Origin of the sequence: Stappia sp. (assembly GCF_048268045.1) — a bacterium.
Lineage (GTDB): Bacteria > Pseudomonadota > Alphaproteobacteria > Rhizobiales > Stappiaceae > Stappia.
In genome coordinates this window covers 1-12,575 of the sequence record NZ_JBLWWG010000003.1, presented here as the reverse complement: position 1 = coordinate 12,575, position 12,575 = coordinate 1, and the positions used below count along the sequence as shown (strand labels likewise).

Below are 12,575 nucleotides of genomic sequence, written 5' to 3'. Positions count from 1 at the left end.
TTTTCTTTCAGAATTTGCAGAAATCCAGCGCTCAATCCAGTCTTCCCTGTGACAAGGCAACGGACCATGGGAAAACGCGATGAACGCAACGCTCTGGCAGGGAGTGGCCGAAGAGGCGACGGACTGGCGGCGGCACCTGCACGCCCATCCGGAATTCGGATTCGAGGAGCACGAGACGGCCCGCTTTATCGCCGCGAGGCTGCGCGCGTTCGGCCTCGACGTCCACGAGGGCATCGGCGGCACCGGCGTCGTCGGGCTGCTGCGGCGTGGCGAGGGCACGGGCAGCATCTGCCTGCGCGCCGACATGGACGCGCTGAGGATCACGGAGAAGACCAACCTGCCGCACGCCTCGCGCAATCACGGAACCATGCACGCCTGCGGCCATGACGGGCATACCGCGATCCTGCTCGGCGCGGCGCGCGCGCTTTCCCGCGAGGCGGGCTTTTCCGGCACCGCCGTCTTCCTGTTCCAGCCGGCGGAGGAACACGGACGCGGCGCGCGGGCGATGCTCGACGACGGGCTGCTCGAGCGCTTTCCCTTCGACGAGATCTACGGCCTGCACAACCTGCCGGGCCTCGAGACCGGGCAGTTCGCGACGCGGCCCGGCGCGCTGATGGCCTCGGAAGACAATTTCGAGATTCGCCTCACCGGGCGCGGCGGCCACGCGGCGCGACCGCATGTCTCCAACGACCCGATCGTCATCGCCGCCCATGTGACGCTGGCGCTGCAGGCGATCGTCTCGCGTCGTGCCGATCCACTCGACAACGCGGTCGTCTCGATCACCGAGATCCTCAGCGACGGAACACGCAACGTGCTGCCCGAGACGGTGACACTGAAAGGCGATACTCGCAGCTTCACCCCAGCGATGCAGGCGCTGATCGAACGCGAGATGCGGCAGATATCGCAGGGCGTGGCCGCGGCCTTCGGAGCCGACATCGAGATGAGCTACACCCATGAGTTCGCCCCGACCGTGAACCATCCGGCCGAGACCGGCCACGCCTTGGCGGCTGCGCACGCCGCGCTCGGGGCCGAGGCCGTCGACCCGGATCCGGTGCCGATGATGGGGGCGGAGGACTTCGGCCTGTTCCTGCAACATCGACCCGGGAATTTCGCCTATCTCGGCAATGGCACCCAGGGTGCCCACGGCATGCCGCTGCACAGCGCCCATTATGATTTCAACGATGCCGCGCTCGCCGCCGGCATCGCCTATTTCACCACGCTGGTGCGCCAGCGGCTCGGAGACTGACCAATGGATGCCGCTTCCCTTTCCACCTCCTCGTCGCCCCGCCCCTGGTGGTGCGCGCCCGGCGCTCCGGAGGAGGTCGCCCGTTTCCTCGGTCCGACGATGGGCCTTGCCGCAACGCCGCTGCGCCACCGGCCGGATCTCGCCTCAGCCCTTGGCCTCGGTGCGCTCTTCCTCAAGGACGAGACCGCGCGCATGGGTCTTGGCAGCTTCAAGGCGCTTGGCGGTGCCTATGCTGTGATCCGTCTCGTCCACCGGGCGGCGGAAAGCACCCTCGGCCGCTGCGTCGAGCCCGCCGAGATCGGCCGCGACACGGAGGTCCGCGAGATAGCAAGCCGGCTTACCGTCACCACGGCATCGGCGGGAAATCACGGTCTCTCGGTCGCCGCCGGGGCACGGCTTGCCGGAGCGAAAGCCCGGATCCTCATCCATTCGGCAGTCGGGACGGAGGTTGAGCGGGCAATCGCCACCCTTGGCGCCGAGGTCGTTCGCATCAACGGCAGCTACGAGACGGCAGTCGCCGAAGCCGCCAAGGCTGGCCGACGCGACGGCGTGCTCGCCGTGCCCGACATCGCCGAGGAAGGCGAGCCGGGGTTCGAGGCGAGCCAGTTCGTCATGCAGGGCTACAGCGTGCTGGCCAGGGAAATCATCGACGCGCTCGAGGCCGCTGGCGAAGCGCCGACACATGTGTTCGTGCAGGCCGGCGTCGGCGGGCTTGCCGCCGGGGTCATGGGCTACTGGCGAACCCGCCATGGTGCGACGGCGCTGCCGCGCTTCGTCGTGGTCGAGCCGGAGAGCGCTGCCTGTCTCGCGGCGAGCGCGCGGGCCGGACGGCTGAGCGAGATCGCGACGGACGGGGAAACCATCATGACCCGCCTCGACTGCCTGAAGCCCGCCGCCGGCGCCTGGCCGACGGTCGCAAACCTCGCGTCGAACTATCTGTCGATCTCCGACGGAGAGACCCGCGCGGCGATGAGCCAGCTCGCGGCGGGCACGCAGGCAATCAGCGTCGGCCCTTCGGGGGCGGCCGGCCTGGCGGGACTTTGCCGCGCCTGCGGCGATCCGGACCTGAGGGCCGCGCTCGACCTCGGCGAGAATGCGAAGGTCGTCGTCCTGCTCACCGAATGTGCGACCTAGGTCGCCCGAGGGCCGGCAGAACGGCATCGGGCCCGGTCGCATGACCAGGCCCGATGCTTATTTGTCCCATGCCCTTCGGCGCAAGGGCTCAGAATGCCGGTTCGACGCTGTCGACATTCTCGCTGGTGACGACCGTCAGCGGGATCGGCAGGCGCGCCTTGACTTCCTTGCCGTCCAGGATCGCCGCCATGGTCTCGATGGCAAGCCTGCCGTCCTCGACCGGTGACTGAACGATGGTCGCGTACATCTCGCCGGACTTGATCGAGGCGAAGGCGTCCTTCTGGCCGTTGATGCCGACAATCGGCGGCGTCGCCTCGCCCGGGTTCGCTTCCTTCCACGCGTCGATGAAGCCGCGCGCCATCGTGTCGTCATTGGCATAGACGCCATGGATGCGGTCGCCGAAGCGGGTGATGAGGTCGCGGCTGACGACGAGCGCCTTCTGCTGATCGAAGTCGGCGTTGACCGTGTCGAGAACCTCGATTTTGCTGCCGATCTCGGCAAGCCGGTCGACGAAGCCACCAACGCGACCGATGGTCGTGCCGTTGCCGGCCTGCCCCGCGATGACGACGACGGAGCCCTTGCCGCCCAGTGCGCCGTTGAGCGCATCGGCCGCCATCTCGCCCTCCTCGTAGACGTCGGGGCCGGTGAACGACTTGATGAAGGCATTGGCCTGCTCGCTCATCGGCGAGTTGATCAGGATCGAGGGAATTTCCGCCTGCTGCGCCCGGGCAAGACCGGGGATATAGGCCTGCGGATCGAGCGGCCACAGGATGATGCCGTCGACGCCGCGTGCGATGCAGGTGCCGATCTGCTCGGTGCCCGTCTGCACGTCGAAATTCTGGCTAAGCGTGATGACCTCGAGGCCGAGTTCCCTGGCCCGGGCAGCCAGCGCCTCGTTTGCCGGCGTGGCATAGGCGTGGGCGTCCGCCGCCGTCACGTAGCAGACGCTCTTCGCCTCGGCCACGCCGACGCTTGCCACCAGCATCAGCGCCCCTGCCAGAAGTCCTGATTTTCTCATGCGCATGTTCTTTCTCCTCCCAAAGACAGGCAATCAACCAGAGGCGCCCGCCGCAGCATGGCTGCGCGGCCCGGGCCGCACGGTGCGGTCGAGCACGACGAGCACGATCAGAATGACGCCGGCGACGACCTGCTGGACGTAGGCGGGCACCGACTGAAACTCCATCGCCGTCGTCATCGAAGCGATGGTAAGCACGCCTCCCAGCGTGCCCAGCGCCGACCCGCGCCCACCCTCGATGCGGGTGCCGCCGACGACGACCGCAGCGATGACGGTGACGAGCAGCTCCGAGCCGAAGACCGGCGAGCCGGTGTTGGTGATCAGGCTCTGCAAAACGCCGGCGACGCCGGCCAGCATTCCAGCGAAGACGAAGGCAAGAAACACGGTACGACCCGGAGAGATGCCGCTCGCCTCGGCGGCGGCGGCGTTTGAGCCGACGGCGAAGAGATTGCGCCCGGCGACCGTGTGCGTCAGCCAGACCTGAAGCAACAGGATGGCGCCGACGAAAAGGGCGCTGCGCAGGGTGAACACATCGAGGAAGATCTGTGACAGGGAGACCGACAGCATGATGTCCGTGCCCGGCAAGGGCTGACTGTCGGTCAGCCAGTGGGCGGCGGAGCGGAAGATCAGCATGGTCGCAAGCGTCGCCACCAGTGCGTTGATCCGCATGCCAACGACGAGGATGCCGTTGATCGCTCCCGCCAAAGCGCCGGCGAGAACGCCCAGCCCCGCCGCCGGCCAGATGCCGACGACGGGCTGAAGCCCGATGGCGACGATGCCCGCCAGCGCGAAGGTCGAGCCGACCGAGAGGTCGATCTGGCGGGCGATCAGCAGCACGGTCATGCCGATGGCGATGATGCCGATGGTCGAACCCCGGTCGAGACCGAGGCTGAGCGTCGTCACCTTGACGAACCCGGGCACGAACAGGACGGCGGCGAGAAGCGTCAGGCCGAGAATGAGGGCAACGCGGTAGCGCACGATCCGGGCAAGCGGTTTCATCATGCGCCTCCCCGCCGGCGCAGCGCCATGTCGAGCGCCACGGCGCCGGCGATCAGCAAGCCGAGAACCAGCCCCTGCACCGGCGTACGCACCCCCTGAAGCACCATGATGTTGGTCAGGAGCTGAACGAAGACCAGCCCGGCGATGGCCCGCGGCACCGAGCCCGCCCCACCCATGATCGAGACGCCGCCGACCACCACCGCCGTGATGGCGCTGAACTCGTAGCCGGTGCCAACGAGTGGACGCGCACTTTGAAGCGTCAGGCCAAGCAGCGCGCCGCTCAGCCCGGAGCACAGGCCGGTGATGACGAAGGCGCCCGCCCTCACCGCCCGAACCGGCACGGCGCTGGCCTCGGCGGCGGAGAGGTTACCCCCGGTTGCGAAGGTCCAGCGGCCCCACCACGAGCGGGCGAGCAGGAAATGGCCCAGAAGGGCGACGGCCAGAAAAACGAGGACAATGAAGGGAATGCCGAGCACGCGGCTTTTCAGCAGGACGGCGGTCTCCGGATTTGCGCCATAGACAATCACGCCGCCGACCGCGGACTGGACGATGCCGAGCACGATGGTGCCGACGCCGAGCGTCGCGATGATCGGGTTGATGCCGACGTAGCCGACGAGAATGCCGCTCACCAGTCCGCAGACGCCAGCCAGCGCAATCGCCGCTCCAAACGCCGGCACCGGGCCGATCACGGGCTGGAGCGCCAGCGACAGGATCGCCCCGCAGGCGATGGTGGCGGGGACCGAGAGGTCCGCGAGCCCGCCGACGACCAGCACGAACGTCATGCCGACGACGACGATGCCGATGATCGCCATCGACATCAGCACGTTGAGCAGGTTGTCCGCCGTCAGGAACATCGGGCTAGCAATCCAGCCGTAGACAAGCACCGCGAGAATGGCCAGCGCCAGCCCGCCGCGCGACAGAAGACCCGCCAGCGCGCCTTCGGCCCTGAAACGTTCGGCGTCTGCGCTGCGTTGCATGGGTGCGGGGATATCCGTCATGCGGCCTCTTCTCCCGTGGCAAGTGCCATGATGCGTTCCTCGGAGAGTTCCGCGCGCTCGAGCGGGGCGCAGGCCCGCCCGTCACGCATCACAACGACGCGATCACAGACGCCCAGAACCTCGGCAAGCTCGGAGGAGATCATCACCACCGCCAGGCCGCCGGCGACGAGTTCGCCGACGATGCGGTGGATCTCCGCCTTGGCGCCGACGTCGACGCCGCGCGTCGGTTCGTCGAGGATGAGCACCTTTGGGCCGGTCGAGAGCCATCGGGAGATGACGGCCTTTTGCTGGTTCCCGCCCGAAAGAAGGTCGATGCGCCGTTCGGGATCGGGCGGGGCGATGGAAAGCTCGCGGACGAAGCGAGCGGCAAGCTCGCGGTCGCGGCCAAGGCTGACACGGCCGAAGCGGGACATCCTGCGAAGCACCGGCAGGCTGATGTTCTCGCGCACGCTCATCGAGGGAACGATGCCATCGGCCTTGCGGTCCTCGGGTACAAAGCCGATGCCGGCGCGCACGGCCGCCGCCGGCGAACCGATGCGCACCTCGCGGCCGTCGATCTCGATCCGCCCGGCCGTGACCGGCGCGAGACCGAAGATGGCGCGGGCCAGTTCGGTTCTCCCGGCACCGACAAGCCCCGTGAGGCCCAGGATTTCACCGGCGCGCACCTCGAAGCCGATGTCGCGAAAATTGTAGCCGTCGCCAAGCCCCTCGACCCGAAGCACGGGCGCGCCGATCCGCGACGGCGTCTTGGGAAAGACATTCGTGACCTCGCGCCCGACCATGCAACGGATCATCTCGGAGGCACTGATGCCCTCCGCCGGCCGGGTCTCGATCAGGTTGCCATCGCGCAGGATCGTCACGTCATCGGCGATCTCCAGCACCTCCTTGAGGCGGTGGCTGATGTAGATGATCGCCAGCCCCTGGTCGCGCATCCTGCGCAGGATGCGAAAGAGCGCGGCGGTCTCGTGCTCGCTGAGGCTCGAGGTCGGCTCGTCGAGCACGATGATGCGCGGCCCCGCCACATAGGCCTTGGCGATCTCGACGAGCTGTTGCTGGCTGATGGACAGATCGCCGAGGCGGGCGGCGGGATCGATGGAGGCCCCGAGTTCCTTCAGGACCACCTCCACGTCGCGGATCATTCGCGCCCTGTCGGCGAAGCCCCAGCGGCGCGGCATGCGTCCGAGGTAGACATTCTCCGCGACCGTGAGATCGGGAACGAGATTGAGCTCCTGATGCACCATGCGGATGCCGAGGCGTTGCGCGTCGGCCGGCCGACGCATCCTGACCTCGACGCCATTGACTTCGGTGCTGCCGGAAGAAGGAAGATAGGCGCCGCTCAGGATCTTCATCAGCGTCGATTTGCCAGCGCCGTTCTCGCCGACGATCGCATGCACCCGACCGTAGTCGACAGAGAGCGTCACGTCGCAAAGCGCCTTCACGCCGGGAAAGGTCTTGCTGATGCCCCGCATGCGCAAGGCGCAGGTCGATGCGCTCATGTCCCCCTCCGCGCCCGTGGCCGCCCCTCCTCCAAGGGCCGGATGCCACCGGACACCTACCTATTACACTAATATAATAGTAAGGACAAGCGATGCCCCCTTGATGGCATTCGCCAGTTTCGCGCCCGGGACGATCACAGCTCCAGACCATAGAAACGCACGGCATTGCGGCCGAAAACGTCGGCGAGCGCTGCCGCCGGAAGCTTGCCGCACAGCACGCTGCGCAGGGCATTCATCGCCTCGGCATAGCTGCCCGCGAGCAGGCAAACCGGCCAGTCACTTCCGTAGAGCAGGCGCTCGGGCCCGAAGACGGCAAGGACATGGTCGACGAAAGGCTCGAGGTCGCACGGCCGCCAGGCTCCCGCGTCGGCCTCCGTGATCATGCCAGAGAGCTTGCAGTGGACATTGGGGAAGTCGGCGATGCGGGCAATGTCCCGCGCCCAGCCGCCGATCCCCCCGCCAGCGATATCCGGCTTGGAGAGATGGTCGACGACGGCCCGCAGATCGGGCACCCGCTCCAGGGCGGTCGCGACATACGGCAGGTGGCGGGGATAAGTGAGAATATCGAAGGCGATGTTGCTCTGCGCCAGGACGGCGAGGCTGTCGAGAACCGCGGGCCGCAGGATGTAGGCATCATCCTCCAGATCCTGCAGCATGGGCCTGATGCCGACGAACTTCGCATGGGTGCGGAACGCTTCGAGCCTTTCGGCAAAGCGCGGATCCTCCATGTCGAGCCAGCCGACGACACCGGCGACGAAGTCCGTCGCCTCGGCGAGGTCGAGCAGGTAGAGCGTTTCCGCCTCGCTTGCCGCCGCCTGCACCACCACCGTCGCGTCGACACCCGCCCTGCGCAGCAGCGGTTCGAGGTCGGCGGGTCCGTAGTCCCTGTAAAGCGGCGCACCCATCTCCGGCGACATCCAGTGGTAGTCACCGCGCGCGACACGCCAGAAATGATGATGTGCGTCAACAACAGGATGGTGCGTCATGGGTCCCCTCCCGTGCCCGCGACGGAGCGGACTGCTCCCCTTGCGAGAAGAGAAGGCATCGCTTGTCGGCCCCTGTTACACTAGTATAATAAATTGCCGGGCGTCGAGAGCGAAGGTTGGCGCATTGACGCCAGGCGCGTTTCGCGACACTCCGGGCACGCGGCCGGATCGGCTGCGGACAAAAGCGGGGTCGAATGGCATGGCAGCGAGAATGCCGCGCGCGGGCGAGAAGGACAAGCTCGCGGAATTTCTGGACGGGGTGGTGCTGAACCGCGCCATTCCCCTGCGCGACCAGGTCTATGCGCTGGTGCGCAAGGCCATCGTCACCGGCCGGATCGGGCCGGGCGCGCCGATCAACGAGATCGACATCGCCACGAAGCTCGGCATCTCGCGCACGCCGGTGCGCGAGGCGGTGAAGAAGGTCAGCGACGAGGGGTTGATCGAGGTCTTCGCCCAGCATGGTACCTTCGTCTCGGAAATCAGCCGCAAGCAGGTCGAGGAGGCCTACATCATCCGCATCGCGCTGGAGCTGGAGAGCATCAAGCGCGCCGCGCCGGTCATCGCACCGGCGCAGATCCAGGATCTGGAAGACATCATCCTCGCGCAGCAAACGGCGGTGTCCCGCCAGCGCTACGACGAGGCAATCGCCCGCGACGACGATTTCCACCGAATGATCGCCGAGGTCAACGGGCTCACCATGCTCTGGAAGGTGGTCGACGTTTCCAAGGCGCAGATGGACCGTTGCCGGCTGCGCACCTTGCCGACGCCGGGCGCCGCCGGCGAAACCATCGCCCAGCATCGCGCCATCCTGAAGGCGCTCGAAAGCGGCGACCCGGAGGCATCGATGAACGCGTTGCGCGAACACCTGGAGACCTCCTTGCGCAACACGCTCGCCTATCTCGACAAGGAGCCCGCAGGCCGGCCGGCCAGCGAGCCGGCGGCCTGAGCGCGAAGCGGCGGGGCGAAACGACCCGGGGAGGGATGACGTGAAGGTATCTGAACGACGCAGGCTCGAGCGGGCCGGTATCGAGGTGACGGCCCTCGGGCTCGGCTGCGCGGCCTTCGGCGGCCTCTACCGCGAGGCGCCACTTTCCCAGGCGCAAGACACGCTGCGCGCCGCCTGGGAGGCGGGCATCCGCTATTTCGACGCGGCCCCCATGTACGGCCTTGGGCGCGCCGAGCATCTTCTCGGCCATTTCCTGCGCGAGGAGGCCGACACGGCATCCACAGCCACCGTCAGCACCAAGGTTGGCAGGTTGATGGCGCGCCGGCGACCCGGGCGCGACCTGCCTCCGGCCGCGCCACGCAATCCCTTCGATTCCGGCTGGCGCAACGGGCTGAATTTCGAGGAGATCTTCGACTACAGCTATGATGGGCTGATGCGCAGCTTCGACGACAGCCAGCAGCGGCTCGGCCGGCCGGAGGTCGACATTCTTTTTGTCCACGACATCGGCCGCGTGACCCACGCGGAGCGCCATGAGAAACATTGGGGCGACCTGACGAAGGGCGGCTTCCGGGCGCTCGAGGAGCTGCGCGCGGCGGGTCTGATCAAGGGCTTCGGGCTGGGCGTCAACGAAACCCGGGCCATCGAGGAAGCAATGGAGGAGGCTGATCTGGACTGCTGCCTGCTCGCCGGCCGCTACACGCTGCTCGACCGCTCCGGCGAGGCGCTTCTGGCGCGGGCCAGGCAGCGGGGCGTCTCGATCGTCATCGGCGGCGCCTACAATTCCGGCATCCTGGCAGCGCAAAAGGGCGGCGAGACGAAGTTCAACTACGCCGACGCGCCGACGGAGGTGCTGCGCCAGGTGGACAGGCTCCACGAGGTGGCCGAGCGCCACGGCATACCACTTGGCGCTGCGGCGGTGCAGTTCCCGCTCCGCCACCCCGCCGTCGCCTCGGTGCTCGTCGGCACGCGCAGCCCGCAGGACCTGGCGACCAGCGTCGACTGGTTCGAGCGCGACCTGCCCGCGGAAATATGGGATGCACTCGACGCCGCGCTCTGATCCGCGCGGTGTCTGCCCGTCTCACATCGTCGCGCCGACCGACCAGGGCACGAACTCGCTGTCGCCGTAGCCGAGCTGCTCCGACTTGGTACGCTCTCCTGAGGCGACGGCAAGGATCTTCGACAGGATCTCCTCGCCCTTTTCGGCAAGCGACACACCGTCGAGCACGTCGCCGCAATTGATGTCCATGTCCTCCTCCATTCGCTCGTAGATGAAGGAGTTCGAGGCAAGCTTGATCGAGGGCGTCGGCTTGCAGCCGAAGGCGGAGCCGCGGCCGGTGGTGAAGCAGAGCATGTTGGCCCCGCCGGCGACCTGCCCGGTCGCCGAAACGGGATCGTAACCGGGCGTATCCATGAAGACGAGGCCGCGCACGTCCACCGGTTCGGCATAGTCGTAGACGCCGGTGAGATTGGTCGAACCGCCCTTGGCCGCAGCGCCGAGCGACTTTTCCAGGATCGTCGTCAGACCACCCGCCTTGTTGCCGGGCGAGGGATTGTTGTTCATCTCCATGTCGTGGCGGGCTGTGTAGTCCTCCCACCAGCGGATGCGGCCGGCAAGCTTCTCGCCGATCTCGCGGCTTTCAGCGCGGCGCATGAGCAGATGTTCCGCGCCATAGATCTCCGGCGTCTCCGAGAGGATCGCCGTGCCGCCCTCGGCGACGAGAAGATCCACCGCGATGCCAAGCGCCGGGTTGGCGGTGATACCGGAATATCCGTCCGATCCGCCGCACTGGAGCGCGAGCATCAGTTCCGAGGCCGGGGTCTCGCGGCGGCTTGCCTCGTTGACGACCGGCAGCATCTCGGCAATAGCCCTGACGCCGGCCTCCACCGTCTTGCGGGTGCCGCCGATTTCCTGGATCGTCAGCGTACGGAAGGTGGTATCTTCCGTGATGCCATAGGCATCCATCCAGCGCGGAATCTGGAACGCCTCGCACCCGAGGCCGACCATCAGCACGCCCCCGACGTTGGGATTGGTGGCGAACCCCCATTGGGTGCGCTTCAGCAGCTCATAGGCCTCGCCGTTGATGTCGAGACCGCAACCCGTGCCGTGCACCAGCGGGATGACGCCATCGACGTTCGGATAGTCGGCAAGCAGGCCCGAGCGCGTTACTTCCTCGGCGATAAAGCGGGCGGCGCTGGCAGAGCAGTTCACCGAGGTCAGGACGGCGATGTAGTTGCGCGTGCCGACCTTGCCGTTGGCGCGCGGGAACCCCAGGAACGTCCGCCGCCGCGCCGGCGCGACGAACGCGGTCGGGCGCGCCTCCGCGCCATAGGCGTAATCCCGGTCGAACGCGTGCAGATAGACATTGTGTTCATGCACCCAGTCGCCGGCGGCGATCGCGTCCCGAGCGAAGCCGATCACCTGGCCGTATTTGACGACCGCGTCGTCCTTGGCGAGCGGAGCGACGGCCATCTTGTGGCCGCGCGGAACGCGCGCAGTGGCGATGACACCATCCGCCACGTCCCCAGGGTTCAGGGTCTCGATCGCCACGACGATGTTGTCGGCATCGGTAAGTTTGAGGAAGCGCGCCATGGAGCCTTGATGATCTCGCCGGAGATGGGAGGGGCCGGCTTGCATTCCGGCATCATTGATGAATACTAATATAACAATAAAACTCGGTCAAGGACGGCCACGGTCCGTGGCGATCTCGCCGACGTGAGGGGGACTGGAGCGAAATGACGAGAATGGGTCTTTGCATCGGGCTGAAGCCGGACGCCGTCTTGCGCTACAAGGAGCTGCACGCAGCGGTCTGGCCGCATGTTCTCGACGCGATCACACGCGCCAACATCCGCAACTACACGATCTTCCTGAAGGAGCCGGACAACCTGCTCTTCGCCTATTGGGAATACACCGGCGACGACTTCGAGGCGGACATGGCCAGCATGGCGGAAAACCCGGCGATGCAGGATTGGTGGAAGATCTGCGATCCGCTGCAGACACCGTTCGCCACCCGCAAGAACGGAGAATGGTGGGCCGCGATGGAGCCAGTGTTCCACCATCCGTAGGCAGGGCGGCGCTCTGCGCCTGAGCCCCGGGGGGCTCGATAGCCGCCAGCCAGAAAGAAAGCCTCTCCGCTCGCGCAGCTGCCAGCATTCGAGGCGAGGAAGATCACCGCGCCGACCATGTCGTTCGTCCTACCGCCCATCCCGTTGAGTGTGCGGTCATTTTGCCTTTTGTTTTCCGGGTTTTGTCTTCTTCCGCTTGGCCTTCCGGGTCTCATTCTGGGCGTGGCGGGTGTTTTGCGTTTGCGATTCGCACAGGGATGCGGGTCGGGCGGACGTGATGGCCGAGCCGGTTTTCCTGGTGGCTTCCCGCGGGCTCGTCGGCCGAGGCTTATGGGGGGACTGATTCTGGAGATGCGGTGGAGGTCTATTTCCGGCGACGGTCGGTGTGTTGGCCGGCTGCCGTCCATCGACCTCTCGCTTGCGCCCTGGCGAATCGTTCGCTGCCGCTAGGTTCGGCCGAGGGGCAGCGTCATCCTTGCGTCGGCTGGGGCGAAGGAGCGGGCGCAGAAACGCAAAAAGCCGCCTCGAGAGAGGCGGCTTGGATATGAGTGGTTATCGTTTTCATAGACATTCGATTGCGTTTTGCGGGCCTGGCGGCGACCGACTCTCCCACGTCTTAAGACGCAGTACCATTGGCGCTGGGGCGTTTCACTTCCGAGTTCGGGATGGGATCGGGTGTTTGGTTCCCCGCC

The 12,575-nt window shown here is 66.7% G+C and carries 11 protein-coding genes and 1 rRNA gene; 5 read left to right on the top strand and 7 right to left on the bottom strand.

The genetic code is table 11. The annotated features are described in order from the left end of the window. Window positions 1-79 precede the first annotated feature (79 nt). Together ACN0WF_RS05170 and ACN0WF_RS05165 are read left to right on the top strand one after the other, a co-directional pair. The gene (locus ACN0WF_RS05170; protein ID WP_417771729.1) at window positions 80-1,246 is read left to right on the top strand and encodes a M20 aminoacylase family protein; all 1,167 of its coding nucleotides are present in this window, start codon (window positions 80-82) and stop codon (window positions 1,244-1,246) included. A 3-nt stretch (window positions 1,247-1,249) separates the two neighbouring features. Then, a complete protein-coding gene (locus ACN0WF_RS05165) occupies window positions 1,250-2,380 on the top strand; it encodes a diaminopropionate ammonia-lyase (protein WP_417771728.1) in 1,131 nt (376 codons plus the stop codon). 88 nt (window positions 2,381-2,468) lie between these two features. On the opposite strand, the gene ACN0WF_RS05160 is transcribed toward ACN0WF_RS05165, so the two are convergent. From ACN0WF_RS05160 to ACN0WF_RS05140, 5 genes are all read right to left on the bottom strand, one after another. Next, window positions 2,469-3,404, bottom strand: coding sequence for a sugar ABC transporter substrate-binding protein (locus ACN0WF_RS05160; RefSeq protein WP_417771727.1), 936 nt, complete (start codon window positions 3,402-3,404; stop codon window positions 2,469-2,471). 27 nt (window positions 3,405-3,431) lie between these two features. Beyond that, window positions 3,432-4,397 carry an ABC transporter permease gene (locus tag ACN0WF_RS05155; RefSeq protein WP_417771726.1) on the bottom strand — a complete coding sequence of 322 codons (966 nt, stop codon included), beginning with the start codon at window positions 4,395-4,397 and terminating at the stop codon, window positions 3,432-3,434. Beyond that, the gene (locus ACN0WF_RS05150; RefSeq protein WP_417771725.1) at window positions 4,394-5,392 is read right to left on the bottom strand and encodes an ABC transporter permease; all 999 of its coding nucleotides are present in this window, start codon (window positions 5,390-5,392) and stop codon (window positions 4,394-4,396) included. The genes ACN0WF_RS05155 and ACN0WF_RS05150 overlap by 4 nt, the downstream gene beginning before the upstream one ends. Then, the gene (locus tag ACN0WF_RS05145; protein ID WP_417771724.1) at window positions 5,389-6,888 is read right to left on the bottom strand and encodes a sugar ABC transporter ATP-binding protein; all 1,500 of its coding nucleotides are present in this window, start codon (window positions 6,886-6,888) and stop codon (window positions 5,389-5,391) included. The genes ACN0WF_RS05150 and ACN0WF_RS05145 overlap by 4 nt, the downstream gene beginning before the upstream one ends. A gap of 134 nt (window positions 6,889-7,022) precedes the next feature. Further along, on the bottom strand, window positions 7,023-7,874 hold the full coding sequence (locus ACN0WF_RS05140) for an amidohydrolase family protein (RefSeq protein WP_417771723.1): 852 nt from the start codon (window positions 7,872-7,874) through the stop codon (window positions 7,023-7,025). Between the two features lie 199 nt (window positions 7,875-8,073). Here ACN0WF_RS05140 and ACN0WF_RS05135 point away from each other — a divergent pair, with 199 nt between their 5' ends. Together ACN0WF_RS05135 and ACN0WF_RS05130 are read left to right on the top strand one after the other, a co-directional pair. Further along, window positions 8,074-8,820, top strand: a complete 747-nt coding sequence (locus ACN0WF_RS05135; RefSeq protein WP_417771722.1) for a GntR family transcriptional regulator — start codon at window positions 8,074-8,076, stop codon at window positions 8,818-8,820. A 40-nt stretch (window positions 8,821-8,860) separates the two neighbouring features. After that, window positions 8,861-9,877 carry an aldo/keto reductase gene (locus ACN0WF_RS05130; protein ID WP_417771721.1) on the top strand — a complete coding sequence of 339 codons (1,017 nt, stop codon included), beginning with the start codon at window positions 8,861-8,863 and terminating at the stop codon, window positions 9,875-9,877. Between the two features lie 21 nt (window positions 9,878-9,898). Here the strand turns inward: ACN0WF_RS05130 and ACN0WF_RS05125 are convergent, their stop codons facing one another. Then, on the bottom strand, window positions 9,899-11,410 hold the full coding sequence (locus ACN0WF_RS05125) for a UxaA family hydrolase (RefSeq protein WP_417771720.1): 1,512 nt from the start codon (window positions 11,408-11,410) through the stop codon (window positions 9,899-9,901). Window positions 11,411-11,553: 143 nt separating this feature from the next. Here ACN0WF_RS05125 and ACN0WF_RS05120 point away from each other — a divergent pair, with 143 nt between their 5' ends. After that, window positions 11,554-11,883, top strand: a complete 330-nt coding sequence (locus ACN0WF_RS05120; RefSeq protein ID WP_417771719.1) for an L-rhamnose mutarotase — start codon at window positions 11,554-11,556, stop codon at window positions 11,881-11,883. 588 nt (window positions 11,884-12,471) lie between these two features. On the opposite strand, the gene rrf is transcribed toward ACN0WF_RS05120, so the two are convergent. Further along, window positions 12,472-12,575: ribosomal RNA gene (gene rrf, locus ACN0WF_RS05115) — 5S ribosomal RNA — on the bottom strand; the annotation flags it as partial.